The 16,144-nt window shown below is 50.9% G+C and carries 13 protein-coding genes; 4 read left to right on the top strand and 9 right to left on the bottom strand.

What is annotated here, in order from left to right:
* Positions 1–169: 169 nt before the first annotated feature.
* Entirely contained in the window at positions 170–814 is a 645-nt protein-coding gene (locus tag CLFS41_RS17845; protein ID WP_045093034.1) for a DUF6198 family protein, read from the bottom strand.
* Positions 815–1,091: 277 nt separating this feature from the next.
* Between CLFS41_RS17845 and CLFS41_RS17850 the strand changes: the two genes are divergently transcribed.
* The 4 genes from CLFS41_RS17850 to CLFS41_RS17865 all read left to right on the top strand — a co-directional run bounded on the left by CLFS41_RS17850 (position 1,092) and on the right by CLFS41_RS17865 (position 5,882).
* Positions 1,092–2,708 (top strand): 4-hydroxyphenylacetate 3-hydroxylase N-terminal domain-containing protein, encoded by a 1,617-nt coding sequence (locus CLFS41_RS17850; RefSeq protein WP_045093035.1) that lies wholly within the window; start codon positions 1,092–1,094, stop codon positions 2,706–2,708.
* A gap of 35 nt (positions 2,709–2,743) precedes the next feature.
* Entirely contained in the window at positions 2,744–4,363 is a 1,620-nt protein-coding gene (locus CLFS41_RS17855; protein ID WP_045093036.1) for a 4-hydroxyphenylacetate 3-hydroxylase N-terminal domain-containing protein, read from the top strand.
* A 60-nt stretch (positions 4,364–4,423) separates the two neighbouring features.
* The gene (locus tag CLFS41_RS17860; protein ID WP_007861938.1) at positions 4,424–4,747 is read left to right on the top strand and encodes a NifU family protein; all 324 of its coding nucleotides are present in this window, start codon (positions 4,424–4,426) and stop codon (positions 4,745–4,747) included.
* A 169-nt stretch (positions 4,748–4,916) separates the two neighbouring features.
* Positions 4,917–5,882, top strand: coding sequence for a nitronate monooxygenase (locus tag CLFS41_RS17865; protein ID WP_052665800.1), 966 nt, complete (start codon positions 4,917–4,919; stop codon positions 5,880–5,882).
* A 152-nt stretch (positions 5,883–6,034) separates the two neighbouring features.
* Here the strand turns inward: CLFS41_RS17865 and CLFS41_RS17870 are convergent, their stop codons facing one another.
* The 8 genes from CLFS41_RS17870 to CLFS41_RS17905 form a co-directional block, all read right to left on the bottom strand.
* Entirely contained in the window at positions 6,035–8,299 is a 2,265-nt protein-coding gene (locus CLFS41_RS17870; protein ID WP_007861942.1) for an RNA degradosome polyphosphate kinase, read from the bottom strand.
* A 2-nt stretch (positions 8,300–8,301) separates the two neighbouring features.
* The gene (locus CLFS41_RS17875; RefSeq protein ID WP_007861944.1) at positions 8,302–9,867 is read right to left on the bottom strand and encodes an exopolyphosphatase; all 1,566 of its coding nucleotides are present in this window, start codon (positions 9,865–9,867) and stop codon (positions 8,302–8,304) included.
* Between the two features lie 95 nt (positions 9,868–9,962).
* A complete protein-coding gene (locus CLFS41_RS17880; protein ID WP_007861945.1) occupies positions 9,963–11,240 on the bottom strand; it encodes an ATP-binding protein in 1,278 nt (425 codons plus the stop codon).
* 56 nt (positions 11,241–11,296) lie between these two features.
* A complete protein-coding gene (locus CLFS41_RS17885) occupies positions 11,297–12,433 on the bottom strand; it encodes a bifunctional chorismate mutase/prephenate dehydratase (protein WP_007861948.1) in 1,137 nt (378 codons plus the stop codon).
* Positions 12,434–12,517: 84 nt separating this feature from the next.
* A complete protein-coding gene (locus CLFS41_RS17890) occupies positions 12,518–13,279 on the bottom strand; it encodes a lysophospholipid acyltransferase family protein (RefSeq protein WP_007861949.1) in 762 nt (253 codons plus the stop codon).
* Positions 13,280–13,485: 206 nt separating this feature from the next.
* Entirely contained in the window at positions 13,486–13,989 is a 504-nt protein-coding gene (locus CLFS41_RS17895; RefSeq protein WP_007861951.1) for a hypothetical protein, read from the bottom strand.
* Between the two features lie 129 nt (positions 13,990–14,118).
* Entirely contained in the window at positions 14,119–15,651 is a 1,533-nt protein-coding gene (gene cls, locus CLFS41_RS17900) for a cardiolipin synthase (protein WP_007861953.1), read from the bottom strand.
* 37 nt (positions 15,652–15,688) lie between these two features.
* Positions 15,689–16,135 (bottom strand): prepilin-type N-terminal cleavage/methylation domain-containing protein, encoded by a 447-nt coding sequence (locus CLFS41_RS17905; RefSeq protein ID WP_242849205.1) that lies wholly within the window; start codon positions 16,133–16,135, stop codon positions 15,689–15,691.
* Between the last annotated feature and the right edge of the window lie 9 nt (positions 16,136–16,144).

The following is a 16,144-nucleotide window of genomic DNA, read 5'->3' on the forward strand; positions in this document are numbered from 1 at the left end:
ATTTATTCTATTTTAAGCCCAAAACTCATGCTTTTGGTTAGTCTCTTGTTTTTTAACTATTTACTTTTTATACACTTCCCAAACTGTCATATATCTTTATTATACAAATTTGGCAACAGTTCAGGGCGCCCATTTTCACATCGGATGTCCTGAACTGTTACCAAAATTCCTAAATTAAAAACCCTTTCAGCCACGGCCCCAGAAACCGTCCTATGTACCTTGAAAACCATCCGATCATAAAGGCGGATATCAATGTCCCTTCCCTTACACCCTCAATCCTACCCAGGCATATCAGGGAAATGATTAAAGCCAGGACCACCATAGAGCTGTCAAACAAGATTTTGCATATGCCAAATTCCAGGCGGGTAAGCCTTTGGATACAGACTGCCACCCCTTCTCCGGGCAGCATCCCAAATTCAGACATTACCACGCCACAGACCCCGGCTGCCAGTACAAAACAGCCAAATATCAGGTACAACATCCTGAACAAATAGCTTTGTGGAACAAACCCCCCAAACATGAAACCGGTAAGGTCAATGAGTACTGCAAACACCGAGCTTAAAATAAACTGGGTCAAAAACCTGGACAGCGTATATTCCTTTTTCATTACCAGCTTCTGCATGATATAAAAGATTACATTAAAGTACATGGTACATGCCCCCAGCGATTGTCCTACTACAAAGGAAAATGCATAAGGCGCGGATGTGATAGGTGAAATTCCCAGATTACATACCTTTACTACGGTTATACCTGAAGCGTATACAAAAGAACCTGCAAAACATATGGACATTTTTTTAAATAAATTCTTCTCCATCGGATACCTCCTCTTTATTTGTACATTTAAATTTCTGCCCGGGAATTATTATCAGCAATTTAAATGCCAATGGATTTTACTGTATGTTTTCTATACATTAATTTTTATAATCATTCCATATCTATACAATCATCTTTTCATGATCCCCCATATTTCACGTTTTAAATAACTGGCACAGTTCTTGCTCTTTAAATGCATTGAAAAGGGGATACGGTTATTCCGCCCCATAAATGGTAATTTTTTAACAAGCAAATAAATTTTAAGGAGGATTTACTTTATGGCAATTGGAACTTATGAACAATATAAGGAACGGCTTCTCAAAATGAAACCCAATGTCTACCTGAACGGGAAATGTGTGGACCGTTCCAATGGCAAAGAGGGCGAGGAGAGAGACCTGGCGGACTGGATCAAGGGAGGCACCTATGTCATGAAGCAGTGCTATGACGTGGCCAACAACCCCAAGTATGAGGATGTCTGTGTGACCACATCTCATATCAATGGTGAAAGGATCAACCGCTGCACCCATATCCACCACAGCATGGATGACCTGCTGAAGAAACAGCTGATGACACGCCTGATCTGCCAGCATGTGGGCGGATGTATGCAGCGCTGTATGGGAACGGACGCCATGAACGCCCTGTACTCCGTGACATATGACTGTGATGAAGCCTGCGGCACCGAGTACCACAAGCGCCTGCTTGCCTATATTGAGTACTGCCAGAAATATGACCTGATCTGCAACTGTGCCCAGACCGATGTAAAGGGTTCCCGCAATCCAAAATACAAACGCGCCCACATGCAGCCTGATCCCGACTCCTTTGTACATGTGGTGGAGACAGACGTGGACGGCACCGGTGTGGACGGCAAACCGTGCAAGGGCATTATCGTGCGGGGTGCAAAGATCTGTAACTCCTGCGCGCCTTACGTAGATGAGATCATTGTAAACCCAACCAAGTTCATGAGCCAGGATGACAGCGACTACGCGGTTGCATTTGCCCTTCCGGCCGACTGGGACGGCGTAAAGCTGATGGCCCTTCCGGGACTGCACCACAAACGCACCCACCTGGACGCGCCCTATGCGCAGATCGGAGATGTGGAAAGCCTTACCATTTTTGACGACTGTTTTGTACCATATGACCGCGTATTTATGTGCGGCCGCGACCACGAGGGCGTTGCCCGCTACGCAGGCTATCTGGCTCTGATGTTTGCACACTATCACCGCCATTCCTACACCGGATGTAAAACCGCCGTATCCGAGGTGATCGCTTCCCAGGCAGCCCTTGTGGCCGATGTGAACGACATTGCAAGGGAATCCCATGTACGTGAGAAGATCTGCGATATCATCCAGACAGCAGAGCTGGTATTTGCCGCAGGCGAGGCCGCCGCCCACCACGCAATGGAATTTCCGTCCGGTCAGTGGGTCCCCGATGAGGTTCTGACCAATGCCGGGCGCCGTCTGGCAGGACACAACATGTACCATGAGTATGAGACACTGGCTGACCTGACCGGCGGAGTCTGCGCATCCCTGCCCACCGAGGAGAGCTTCTTTGCCCCGGAGACAGCCGAGCTGTGCAACAAATACATCCGCCGCAACCCGGCCTACAGCGCAGAGGACACCCACCGAGTCATGCGCATGATGGAAAATAAGCTGTGCGATTCCTACGAAGCCGCCCAGGCCGTGGCAGGCGTACACGGAGGCGGTTCCCCATTAATGGAAACCATCACACTCATGAGCCGTTATGACCTGGAGGAATTGAAAAAGATCGCAAAATACCTGGCCGGTATTCCCGGTTATGAGAAATGTCCGCGCTACGAGCGCAGCGCCCACACGGCAACACCAAGGGCAATGCTTGCCAAATTTGACGCCATTTTGTCTAAAAAAGAAAATAAATAAAAAAAGTAAATAAAAAGAAAAGGAAGGTATAAGCCATGGCAATCGGTACATATGAACAGTATAAAGAGCGTCTCCTGAAAATGAAACCCAACGTATATCTCAACGGAACATGCGTGGACCGTTCCAATGGAAAGGAAGGTCCGGAACGTGATCTGGCCGACTGGATCAAGGGCGGCACCTATGTAATGAAGCAGTGTTATGATGTGGCCAATGATCCCGACTATGCGGATGTATGCATCACCACCTCCCACATAACCGGGGAAAAGATCAACCGATGCACCCATATCCACCACAGCCAGGAGGATCTGTTAAAAAAGCAGCTGATGACGCGTCTGATCTGCCACCGCGTGGGCGGATGCATGCAGCGCTGTATGGGAACGGACGCCATGAACGCCCTGTTCTCCGTCACCTATGACTGTGACCAGGCCTGCGGCACCGAGTACCATCAACGTCTGTTAAACTATATTGAATACTGCCAGAAATACGACCTGATCTGCAACTGTGCCCAGACCGATGTAAAGGGCTCCCGCAATCCAAAATACAAACGCGCCTACATGCAGCCGGATCCTGATTCCTTTGTACATGTGGTGGATACGGATGTGGACGGCATTGGAGTGGACGGAAAACCTTGTAAGGGCATTATCGTCCGCGGCGCAAAGATCTGTAACTCCAATGCCCCCTACGTGGATGAGATCATTGTTAACCCGACCAAATTCATGGGACCGGATGATGCGGACTATGCGGTTGCATTTGCCCTTCCCGGAGACTGGGACGGTGTGAAGCTTATGGCCCTTCCGGGACTTCACCACAAACGCACCCACCTGGAAGCTCCCTTTGCAAAGATCGGCGATGTGGAAAGCCTTACCATCTTTGATGACTGCTTTGTACCCTATGACCGCGTATTTATGTGCGGCCGCGACAATGAGGGAGTACCGCGCTACGCAGGCTATCTGGCGCTGATGTTTGCACACTACCACCGCCATTCCTACACCGGATGCAAGACTGCTGTTTCCGAAGTGATCGCTTCCCAGGCAGCTCTTGTAGCCGATGTGAACGACATTGCAAGAGAATCCCACGTACGCGAAAAACTCTGCGATATCATCCAGACAGCAGAGCTGGTATTTGCCGCAGGAGAAGCCTCCGCTTACCACGCGACCCAGTTCCCCTCCGGACAGTGGGTGCCGGATGAGGTTCTGACCAATGCGGGGCGCCGACTGGCGGGACACAACATTTACCATGAGTATGAGACACTGGCCGACCTAACCGGAGGCGTCTGCGCATCCCTGCCCACCGAGGAAAGCTTCTTTGCACCGGAGACAGCCGAGCTGTGCAACAAATACATCCGCCGCAATCCTGCCTACAGCGCAGAGGACACCCACCGCGTTATGCGTATGATGGAAAATAAGCTCTGCGATTCCTACGAGGCCGCACAGGCCGTGGCCGGGGTTCACGGCGGTGGATCCCCGCTGATGGAGACCATCACCATGATGAGCCGTTACGACCTGGAAGAGTTAAAAAAGATCGCAAAATACCTGGCAGGCATCCCGGGATACGGGGAGTGCCCGAGATATGAGCGAAGCGCCCACACAGCCACTCCGCGGGCCATGCTGGCAAAATTCGATGCTATGGCTGCCGCGAAAAAAGAAACAAAGTAAAAATCCGGACAAAACGCAGCAGAGGAAGCTAGGCAATAGAAACTGAGTAGGGGATAAACCATGGATGAAGAACTAAAAAAAGACATAGAAGCTGTTTTAAACTTGTTTGTACGGCCCCAGCTATCTAATCACGGCGGCGGACTGGAGGTCATTGACCTGGACCAGGACGGCATACTATGGATCGAAATGCAGGGCGAATGCGCGGGATGCCCGTCAGCCGATGAAACTGCCAAGAGCTTGGTTCAAAAGGAACTGGTAACCCGCATTCCACAGATCCGGGGAGTGGAAATCGACTCCGGGATCAGCGGTGAGATCATTGAGGAGGCCATGAAGCTTTTCACCCATGGCACAGACGGCCGTACAAATAAGAACCATAAAAGTTAAAACAATTACAATGATGTGATTTCTTCATTATCACTTAAGAACCGTTTTGTTTTAAAACCGGCAAAACCCCTGTATCCTGATTCCACAGGACAAGGGGTTTTGTCATCTCTTAAGGGAACGTTTCTTTGATGAGAATTTCCCGGAGAAAAGATTCCTGGAGGACAATTTGATGAAAACAAAAATAACAGAGATGCTTCACATTAAACACCCCATCATCCAGGGCGGAATGCAAAATATCGCATATCCCGTCCTTGCCGCGGCCGTCTCCAACGCAGGAGGCCTGGGCACCATCAACGCCACCAATTACAAGACCCCGGATTCCTTCCATGAGGCCATCCGGGAGATGAAGCAGCTCACGGACAAACCCTTCTGTGTCAACATAAGCATTCTGCCTGACCTGGATGCCGGGGATCATGTGCGGCAGTTCATCCACATCTGCGGCATGGAACAGGTAGCGGCAATCGAGACAGCCGGCACAAAGCCGGACAAACTGGTCCCCCTCATCCATGATGCCGGCATCATCCATATCCATAAGGTTCCCGCGGCCCGCTACGGAGTCAGCGCCCAATCCTGCGGAGTGGATGCCGTAACCGCGGTGGGCTATGAATGCGGCGGCCATCCCGGCATGGACGGCATTGGAACTATGGTCCTGGCCAACGAAGCCTCCCGGAGCCTGCATATTCCCGTGATCGCGGGCGGCGGGATCGTGGACGGGCGGGGCATTGCAGCCGCCCTTGCCCTGGGGGCTGAAGCCGTTGTCATGGGAACCCGTTTCCTGGCTACCACTGAAGCGCCCATCAGCCAAAACCACAAAGAATGGATTACCCATTCCACGGAGACCAGCACCATCCTGATCCAAAAAAGTATCCGCAACATGATGCGCGCCGCAGACAACAACGCCGCCCGCACATGCCTTGACATGGAGGATCAGGGTGCTTCCCTGCAGGAACTCATGTCCGTGATATCCGGCGCCAAAGGCAAAGAAGCGTACAAGACCGGCAGGCTGGAGGACGGTATATTCCCCATAGGGATGGGATGCTGCCTGATCCGGGATATAAAACCAGTGGGTGAGGTAATGAAGGAACTGGTGGAAGAAATGGGGCATGCGCTCGGGTCCGTGGCGGAGCGGATGTAGGGTGGAAAATCTAAGGCCGCGGGATTTTGCTAAAAAGACGAAACGTGCCAAAACTCCTTCTGCTCAAACAATGGCACGTTTCACCTTAACGCAAAATCCCGGCAGCCTAAAATTCTCAGTCCCTGCAAATGCAAACCGTCTTCTCGGTTCTATCAGACTCCGCTGCTCTCTATGGGCTTAAACACCCTGGCCCTGGCCGGATCTTCCTCCTCCATGGACGCTTTTGCCGCTGCCATGGCCTCCCGGCAGAACTGCTCCTGGGAGTTGACCAGCACTTTGCCGCGTTTGTCCTCTTTTTCATAGGTACCGTCAGGCTGCAGGATATGCGCTTTTACATTGTCCTCCAGCTCCAGTTCCAGGATATGGATAACATTTTCACGTAATTCCTCGTTTTCCACCGGGAACATGATCTCCACACGGCGGTCCAGGTTCCTGGGCATCCAGTCGGCGCTGCCCATGTATACCTCAGGGCTTCCATCGTTAAGGAAATAGAAAATCCTGCTGTGTTCCAGGAAGTTGCCCACAATGGAGCGGACCGATATATTCTCACTTAAGCCCGGTACGCCTGCTTTCAGACAGCAGATGCCCCTGATGATCATCTCGATCTTGACGCCGGCGCAGGATGCCTCGTACAATGCGGTTATGATCTCCTTGTCGCAAAGGGAGTTCATCTTTGCCATGATGTGGGCCGGACGTCCCTCCCTGGCATGGTCGGCCTCCCTGCGTATCATGCGCAGGAACCGTGCCCGAAGCCACAGGGGTGCCACCGAAAGCTTATTCCAGGCCAATGGCTCAGAATAGCCTGACAGCATGTTAAACACAGCGGTTGCATCCTCCCCGATCTGCGGGTCGCAGGTGAGGATACCGCAGTCAGTATACAGCTTGGCTGTGGAGTCATTGTAATTCCCCGTACCCAGATGGACGTAGCGCCGGATCCCCTCATCTTCCATCCTGACCACCAGGGTTATCTTGCTGTGGGTCTTAAGGCCCACCAGCCCGTAGATCACATGACAGCCTGCTTTTTCCAGCATCTTGGCCCAGTTAATGTTGTTCTCCTCATCAAAACGCGCCTTCAGCTCCACCAGGACCGAAACCTGCTTTCCATTATCCGCCGCCTCTGCAAGGGCGGCAATAATGGGCGAATTGCCGCTGACACGGTACAGGGTCTGCTTGATAGCCAGAACCTCGGGATCCCTGGCAGCGCTTCGCACAAAGCCCACCACCGGGTCAAAACTCTGATATGGATGGTGAAGGAGGATATCTCCTTTTCTTATGTTGGTAAATATATCGTCATCATTCATCAGCGCAGGAACCGGCTGGGGAATGTATCTGGGGGCTTTAAAATGCTCAAAACCATCCAGCCCGTACATTTTCATAAGGAAGGTGAGATCCAGGGGGCCGTTGATTCCAAATATATCCTGATTGCTGATGGACAGTTCCTTTTTGAGGATCTTCAGAAGCCTTTTATCCACATTGTCCTCTATCTCCAGACGGATCGCTTCGCCCCATTGGCGCTTTTTCAGCTGTTTCTGGATCTCCTCCAAAAGGTCCACCGCCTCTTCCTCGTCAATGGTGAGATCCGCATTCCTCATAATACGGAATGGATGGGATACCACAATGCCGTAATTGAGGAAAAGGGCGGGCATGTTCCGCTCAATAATCTCCTCCAGAAGAATGACCACCCGCTGCTCCTTTCCGTCCCCATCCACCTTTCGCGGAAGTTCCACGATCCGTGGGATAACGGAAGGCACCTGGACCATTGCAAACTCCAGTTCCTCTTCTGTCTGTTCCGCTTTTTTCTTTCTCAGAAGCGCCGCGATGTTAAGGGTCTTGTTGCGGATCAGGGGAAACGGCCTGGACGAATCAAACGCCATGGGAGTCAGTACCGGGTACACATTCTTTTTAAAGTATTCGTCTGCAAATGCAGCCTCATCCTCTGAGAGTTCCTCATGCTCTGTGATCACCCGGAGGCCGTTGGCCTTGAGAGTGGGAAGCAGGGAACGGTTGTAGGTAGAATACTGCATATCCACCAGCTGATGTGTCTTTTCGCTGATCTGGTCCAGCTGTTCCTGGGGAGTCAGGCCCGCAATGTCCGGTTTTGTGTATTTTGCATGGACCATGTCCTTTAAGGAAGCCACCCGGACCATATAGAATTCGTCCAGGTTCGAGGCTGTGATACTCAGGAATTTAAGGCGCTCGAACAAAGGCAGTGTCTTATCCCTGGCCTCGCTGAGCACCCTGTAGTTAAACTCCAGCCAGCTCAGTTCACGGTTTACATAATTATTGGAATCCGCCGCAAAATCCACCGCAGCGGTCTCAGGTACGGCTGTTTTTGTTTTGGCTGCCTTTGGCTTTCCGGTCTGCTGTTTTCCGGCAGACTGCTTTCCACTCTGCTGTTTTCCAACTGATTCTGCCATAATTACATCCTCCTCTTCTGCTTTAACACAGGTCTTACGCCGAATATCTCTTCAAAGAAATCTGCTTTCTGGTCAAAGGAGGATGTCTCCAGTGCCATATCCCCCGTATATCCCGTTGTGATCACCAGTTCATTGTCCCTTACAGCCATGCGGCAGTCCGCCAGCTTTGCCCTGTGGCTTCTGTCCATGGAATTGGCCAGCCGCAGGATGGCTGTAAGCTTGGCGATCAGGATGGTGATGGAGCTGCGGCTGTAGCCCGGAACATTTTCCTGAAGGAGCTGTGTCTCCAGCTGAACCTTGTCATAGTCAAAGTCCCTGATATTGTAACGGACCACATTGGCAATGATCTCCCGCTCCAGATGGCTGAGGCCGATGATCTCCGTGGACATGATAATATTATAGGAACACTCATTGGAATTTCTGATACTGATGAATTTGCCGCATGCGTGAAGCAGGACCGCGATCTGAAGGAGCAGACGCTCACGGCTGCCAAGGCCATGGTATTTTTTCATGCTGTCAAAGATTCCAAGGGCATATTGTTCCAGCACCTGGTTATGGCTGGTGTGGCACTTGTAGCGCTTGGCCATGTTCCTGGACGCTGCCAGGATATCATTTTCAAAATTATGGCTGAACTTCACCAGCTTGTTGTCCTGGGCATATTCCGCCGCAATCCCGTCACACAGGCGGATACCTGGCACCCAGAACATCTCGGCTCCGGTCAGTTCCAGAATGCGTTTGTACACTACCACACTTGGAAGAAGAAGGGAGGCATACTCACTGTTTACACCGAACTTTTCCTCTATCTGATCCGTGGTCAGCTGGCACAGCCTGTCATAAAACCGGTTCATGGCGGCGGCATCGATCTTATCCCCATATGCCTTCAAGTCCATACGGTTGATAATATAGAGGATATTCTCTCCGATTCCGATCAGATTATTGATCTCCCTGTCCTTCAGGTACATTTTGCGGAAGGTAAAGAGCTCATTGTCCACAATCTCCTCTATCTGCTCCCGGTGTTCGCTGACAGTGGCAGGGATCTTAGCCAGAAGGCTTCGGACACGCAGGGTGCCCAGGGGCAGGTTCTGGGTGGTGACAAGGGCGTCTTTGTCAAACAGGGACAGCTGGGCGCTGCCAAAGCCAACGTCCACAATGGCCGTCCCCTTTTGGATCACTTTATTAAATTCACCTGCCATGGCGGCAATGGCCTTGTAACTGATGAAGCGCTGCTCTGAATTGCTGATGATGCGCACATTCAGCCCTGTCCTGACCCTGATCTGTTCCAGTATGATCTGATTGTTGCGGGCCTCCCTCATGGCGCTGGTCGCATAAGCCCTGTAATCCTTTACCCGATAGGTCTTCATGATCTGGACAAACTCTCCCAGGACCTGGCACATCTCCTCCACCAGGCCATAGCTGATCTTGCCTTCGCTGTACGTATCCTTTCCCAAGGCAATTACGTGCCGGATGTGGTCAACACGCCGGATTCCCGTCTTGTACGACATCTCGTAAATACCCATCTCCAGCTCAAACGAGCCCACATCAATTGCTGCAAATGTCCGAATAGCCACCTTTATCACTCCTTTTGACCGATATTATAAACGGGTCCGCCTGCTTTTACATGTAATTTCAGTAAATCCCATGTAAAATCCCTGTAAAGTCAGTACTAATCCATACGCTGCCGCCCCAAAAGATGGGTTATGAACTGAGAGGCCGTGCGTCCCGACAGACCGCCGTGGCTCAGTTCCCACTTGTTGGCTTCCCTGTACAGCTCATCCTCCGGCATATCCAGATGGCAGCGGTCTGCCAGCGCTTTCACAATTGTCTCAAACTGCCGCTTGTCCGGTGAACCAAAGTAAATAGTTACCCCAAACCGGGATGCAAGGGACAGCTTTTCCTGCACCGTGTCATTGTTGTGCAGCTCATCATCCAGCTCCCTCTTATCGCTGAATTTTTCCCGGATCAGATGGCGCCGGTTGGAGGTAGCGTATATCAGCACATTGTCTGGCCGCTTTCCAAGCCCTCCCTCCAGAATGGCCTTCAGATACTTGTATTCCAGCTCATAATCCTCAAAAGAGAGGTCGTCCATATAGATAATGAACTTATAGTTTCTGTCCTTGATCTGCTCCAGCACATCTGACAACGCCTTAAACTGGTGCTTGTATACCTCAATGATACGCAGTCCTCTGGAGTAATATTCATTGAGCACTGCCTTGACGCTGGAAGACTTGCCCGTGCCTGCGTCTCCGAACAGGAGCACATTGTTGGCTTCCCTTCCCTCCACAAATGCCTCCGTGTTCTCGATCAGCTTTTGTTTCTGGAGTTCGTACCCCACAATGTCTTTAAAATATACATGTTCCACATTGATGATAGGGTCGATCAGTACGGTCTGCCCCTCATCCTTTTCCACAATGCGGAACGCCTTGTTCAGTCCGAATTTCCCCACGCCGAACTCCCTGTAAAACTCCGATACATGGCTCTGGAACTCCTCCACATCCCCGGACTCCTCCAGCTGGACGGCCAGGTTCACAATACGGTCTCTGATACGCTTATTAAACACCCGGCTGCCCTTTCCCGCGGGCCTGTAGGCGGAGAGCTGTCTCCACATCCCGGACGGTTCAAGCTTTAATATGTCGTAGTCAAACAGAGCCTTAAAAATACCGAAATCCTCCCTGGCCAGCTCATCCAGGGAACCGCCTGCCGCCCCTGTGATCTCGCAGGTGGTGGTATAGGCATTTTCATTGTTAGCCAGGCAGAATGCCAGAAAACAATGCCACAGATTTCCCTCAAAGCCGTAATTCACGGCCAGTTCGACCAGCCTTCCCCCGCAGTGGAATGCATCCGGCTTTTCCTCACGGGAAGCGTATCCCATAAGGCATGCCATCTCTTCAAACAGTTCCTGGTGCTCCAGGTTCCTGTATATAACCAGTTCATTGATATCCATTTGTCCAAGCCTCCCTGTATGCCCAAATCCCAACGGACTGTACCATTGGTAAAATACTAATAATTTCCCAGGATCCGCATGCTCACGGCTTCCTCCGAGATTCCCTTTAACGCGTTCTGTATGGATGCATCGCCAAGACATCCTTCCACATCCACAAAGAACCGGTACTCCCAGCTGCGTCCCACAATGGGACGGGACTCGATCATGAGCATGTTCACATCATTATAGATAAAGTTGCCCAGCATGTTGTAAAGAGATCCGCTTTTATGTAAACCTTCAAAACAGATACTCACCTTACCGGCGCCTTTCCTGTACACGGGATGCCTGGACAGGATGATAAACCTGGTGGTATTATCCTTGTCATGGTTGATCGCCCGCTTCAGGACCTGAAGTCCGTAGATCCTGCCCGCCGTCTCGCTGGCCACGGCCGCCTGGGAAATATCCTGGTCCTCCAGCACTTTTTTTGCAGCCCCGGCTGTATTCTCCACACTGAACTGAGTCCACTGCCGGTTGGCATTCAGGTACGGGGAACACTGCATCAATCCCTGGGGATGGGAATACACCCGCTTAATATCTGAAAGCCGGGCCCCCTTAAGCCCCAGCAGGGCATGGGTGACGGAGACTTCCGTCTCGCCCACGATGTACAGATTGTGTCTCACAAGATTGTCATAATTGTCGCTGACAGCCCCGGCCGAGGAGTTCTCTATGGGAAGCACGGCGTAATCCGCCCTGCCTTCCTCCACCTCCACCATGGCGTCCTCAAAGATCGCCACATGGTACATATCCGCATCCTCGCCAAAAAACTGTATGGCAGCCCCATGGCTGTAGGCGCCCTCCACACCCTGGTAAACGATCCTGACACCCTCCCGCTTCAGTTCATCCACCATGGTAAAACCCGTATCCAATCCAAGTCCGTGCCGTGCCAAAAGCCCATACTGGTACTTGCGGCTTATGGTCATAAGCTGTGTGAACAGTTCATACATGCTCTGCCTGTTAAAATCCCCCTGGACCATGTCCATGACTGACTGAAGCTTCTGTTTTTCCCGCTCCCCGTCATAGACCGGTTTGCCGGTCCCGATTTTAAACTCCGCCACATCCCCGCACAGCTTCATCCTCTGCTCAATTAATTTTACCAGCTGTTGGTCGATCTCATCCAGCTGTCCCCTGATCTCCTGTAAATCCAGATTTTCCATGGTCCTTCTATACTCCTGTTCTATCTTTCGGTGCTGTCTTTCGGTTCTGTCTTTCGGTTCTATCTTTTGGTGATATTTTTCGGTTTAGGCTTTTTTATCCCCTAAGTCCTGCGCCTGATTCATTTCCCTCAACATACCGGAAATAATATTCCTTGTATAAGATCCCGGGAACTTGCGGCCCTCAGGCGGAAGCTCCTTGATATAAATAGGCTCTCCATACCGTATGATCACATGGCTCGGCTTGATCAGGGGCAAATGCTGCTCGAAAATAGGGGCCGTCCCTGTAATGGCCACGGGGATCACCGGGCATCCGCTCTTTTGCGCGATCTTCAGGCTGCCTTCATGAAAGGGCAGCAGCTCTGTCATATCCTCATTCTCATTGCGCGTCCCCTCCGGGAAGATCCAGATGGAAATGCCTGACTTTACCTTATCAATGCCCTCCAGGATCGTCTTTAACCCTTCCTTGATGTCCACCCGGTCCAGGAACAGGCAGTTCACCTTGTGCATCCAGTCCCGCAAAAGGGGCGCCTTCAGCATCTCCTTCTTGGCCACAAACCCCGTAAGCCCCGGAACAGTCACATACCCGATCAGTATATCAAAATAGCTTCTGTGGTTTCCCACGTACAGGACAGCCCGGTCCCTGGGTATATTCTCCAATCCCTGAACCTCATATGTAACCCCTGCCAGCTTTAATATAAAGCGGAACACCCCCTGCACCGTGTGCAGGCTTTTGGCCTGAACCTGCCCCGGGTTCCTTTTTTCCTGTATTCCCAGCACCACCAGCATGGGTATGCTGAAAATAAGGAACAGCACCACGGTCAGTGCCACCAAAATTATCCGTATCATTCCCGTTCTCCTTTGATTTATGCAGATATTTATTTCAATCGCAACAGTTCAGGACGGCGGGAAAATGGGTGCAAAAGCGGGCGTTAAGCTTGCTTATAAGTCCGTTTTTGCACCCATTTTCATATCGGATGTCCTGAACAGTTACTTTCAGTCTATTATATAAAAAGAGCGGATTAAATACAATACCCTGCATCCAGGTTTGACATTTAATATCCACTCTTTTTACGTGTCAGATACTCAAATAAAAGCCCTGTTCCAAACCACAGGGGGGCAAACTTCAGACGGATGACCCCGCCCACATTATCCGGCCACAGAGAGTAATCCCATGGACAGATTCCCAGGCTTGTAAGCCAGATCCCTGTAATATATTCCGCAATGAATATGAGGACCATATAGATCAGCCCATGGCGTACAGCCCGGGCCAGGCGGGAGATCCGGTCCGCTCCCGCATCCTCAAAGCCCGGCAGCCCGGCCAGCCAGCTGTCTATCAAGCGGCTGATGGGAAACAAAAGCGCCCCCATCCCATAGATCGGAAACATGATCAGGGAGGTGCGTCCCATAAGTCTCCAGTCGCCTGCCATAATGGAGTCCACCGAGGTGAACATCACCTCCAGGCACCATCCGGCTATACCGCACCGGCAAAAGTTCAACAGCAGCTCTGTTATTCTGTTTGTTTGATGGGTTGATTCTGTCTGTGCTCTCATAGACATTAGTATGAAAGTCCTGCCATTGTTTTATTCGCACAGTGGTATTTTTCCAGAACTTTCCCAAATCAGTGAACCCCTCTGCAATCCGCCGGCGGCTTCATCCCCGAAGCGGCTTGATGGACGGATCCTTTTTTACAGCAGTGGTGAAAGCAGGCGGCTGCACTGCTCCTTCACACGTATCCAAAGGCTTCTGTCCATGTAATCCTCCTTGGTGATCTCACAGCAGTGGGGAAGGTCATTCATAAATGCCTCCTCCAGTTCCCCGGTCACTTCCTCATCATAGATAGTGGCATTGACCTCAAAATTCAGTTCAAAACTCCGGATATCCATATTGGCCGTGCCGTAGCAGCTGACCCTTCCGTCTATGGTAATACCCTTGGAATGGAGGAATCCGTTCTCATATATATACACCCTGGCTCCGTAATCCAGAAGTTCTCCCGCATAGGAGCAGGTGGCCCAGTATACAAAGGGGTGGTCCGGCTTGCAGGGAATCATAAGCCTTACATCCACGCCGGACAGGGCTGCTATCTTAAGGGCTGAGAATATGGCATCATCCGGAATAAAATAGGGTGTCTGGATATAGATATTGTGTTTTGCCTTGTGGAACAGCTCCAGATAGTTATTTCTGATGTGAGGTTCCCTGGTATCAGGCCCGCTGGTGATGATCTGCATGGCCACCAGCTCATTGACCCGTTCAGGGTCCGGCCATATGGGGGACATCCTTCCATTTAAGCACCGGGTCACATACTGGGAATCATCACCAAAATACCGGACCTCCTTAAACAGGTTCTCCCCTGTGGCGTAATTCCAGTCCAGGGCAAACCGTATCTGCAAACTGATGGCAGCTTCCCCCATGATCTCCAGATGGGTGTCCCGCCAATAGCCGAATTTAGGGTCCTTTGAAATATACTCCCGTCCCACGTTAAACCCACCCACAAACCCGGTACAGCCGTCAATGACAACGATTTTCCTGTGGTTACGGTAATTCACACGCAGGTTCAGCCATCCCAGAAAGGGGGGAAAGAATACCCCGATCTTGATTCCCGCTTCCTTCATCTGTTCCCAGCGTTTTCCGGGCATAAACCTTCCGCCCATTCCGTCACACAGGATCCTTACCTCCACACCCTCCTTCACCTTTTCCAGAAGGATCGGCACAATGGAATCAAACAGCTCATCATTTTTAATGATATAGTACTGGATATGGATAAACCTGCGGGCCTGGCGCAGTTCATTCCTCAATGCCTCAAACTTCTCCTGCCCGTCCGTATAGACCTTTACCTTATTGTTTACAGTCAGGACAGAGCCTGATGTCTCCAGATTGTAGAGGATCAGGCTCTTATAATCCCTGGACATGGGATCCATCAGTTCCTCCGGCATATCGTCAGCCAGAAATATTTCCTCCTGGCTTTTAATAGGCAGGTTCAGCCGATCGCTGATCTCCTTTACCCTGAACATCCTGCTCTTTTTTAAATCCTGCCCAAACAAAAGGTAGAATACGATTCCGAACACCGGGAGGAAATTCAGGGCCAGAAGCCAGGTCCACACCACTTTGGGGTCGCGCCTCTGAAAAAATATAATGACGATTGAAAATAAAAGGTTAATGTATAACAGATGTTCCAGCAGCCACCCCCATACACTGATAACCGAATCCAAGACTAATTCCATCCTTCAACCTCTTCCTTGCCGGCCTTTCTCATGTTCCTCATTTTAATACTTCGTTCGTCCGGGTCCTTTTCCCATCCTTATCAATGGTTATCTTAACCGTATAATACTTTGATTCATAGGTCAGGGATTTAAGGAGTCCACTGGTTAAATCCACATCCATGGCAGTAAGCTTTGCTCCCTGCTGTCCTCCATAGAGGTAGTCGCTTAGTACCGTATCCGGATTACTCAGCTCCTGGTTCACCAGCTTTACGATTTTTCCCGCTGACAGCGTTCCCTTTTCCTTTTCATCATCCAGATAACGCTGTACCGCATCCACGCATAGGTATGCCTCAGTTCTTCCCGCCATCCTGTGGGAGGCTTTGGTGTACCCTATCATCTGCGGAACTGCCATTGCCATAAGTATGGCCAGGATTGCTACTACCACAACCAGTTCCACCAGGGTAAAACCGGAGCAATTCTTCCTGTATCTCATCTTATTCCTCATTTTTATCTT

This window comes from Clostridium sp. FS41 (assembly GCF_000954015.1).
In the GTDB taxonomy this organism is placed as follows: domain Bacteria; phylum Bacillota; class Clostridia; order Lachnospirales; family Lachnospiraceae; genus Enterocloster; species Enterocloster citroniae.

What these genes read in the sequence shown, in the direction of transcription:
- CLFS41_RS17845 (WP_045093034.1), bottom strand. Translation starts at nt 814, where the DNA reads ATGGAGAAGAATTTATTTAAAAAAATGTCCATATGTTTTGCAGGTTCT.
- CLFS41_RS17850 (WP_045093035.1), top strand. Translation starts at nt 1,092, where the DNA reads ATGGCAATTGGAACTTATGAACAATATAAGGAACGGCTTCTCAAAATG.
- CLFS41_RS17855 (WP_045093036.1), top strand. Translation starts at nt 2,744, where the DNA reads ATGGCAATCGGTACATATGAACAGTATAAAGAGCGTCTCCTGAAAATG.
- CLFS41_RS17860 (WP_007861938.1), top strand. Translation starts at nt 4,424, where the DNA reads ATGGATGAAGAACTAAAAAAAGACATAGAAGCTGTTTTAAACTTGTTT.
- CLFS41_RS17865 (WP_052665800.1), top strand. Translation starts at nt 4,917, where the DNA reads ATGAAAACAAAAATAACAGAGATGCTTCACATTAAACACCCCATCATC.
- CLFS41_RS17870 (WP_007861942.1), bottom strand. Translation starts at nt 8,299, where the DNA reads ATGGCAGAATCAGTTGGAAAACAGCAGAGTGGAAAGCAGTCTGCCGGA.
- CLFS41_RS17880 (WP_007861945.1), bottom strand. Translation starts at nt 11,240, where the DNA reads ATGGATATCAATGAACTGGTTATATACAGGAACCTGGAGCACCAGGAA.
- CLFS41_RS17885 (WP_007861948.1), bottom strand. Translation starts at nt 12,433, where the DNA reads ATGGAAAATCTGGATTTACAGGAGATCAGGGGACAGCTGGATGAGATC.
- CLFS41_RS17890 (WP_007861949.1), bottom strand. Translation starts at nt 13,279, where the DNA reads ATGATACGGATAATTTTGGTGGCACTGACCGTGGTGCTGTTCCTTATT.
- CLFS41_RS17895 (WP_007861951.1), bottom strand. Translation starts at nt 13,989, where the DNA reads ATGTCTATGAGAGCACAGACAGAATCAACCCATCAAACAAACAGAATA.
- cls (WP_007861953.1), bottom strand. Translation starts at nt 15,651, where the DNA reads ATGGAATTAGTCTTGGATTCGGTTATCAGTGTATGGGGGTGGCTGCTG.
- CLFS41_RS17905 (WP_242849205.1), bottom strand. Translation starts at nt 16,135, where the DNA reads ATGAGGAATAAGATGAGATACAGGAAGAATTGCTCCGGTTTTACCCTG.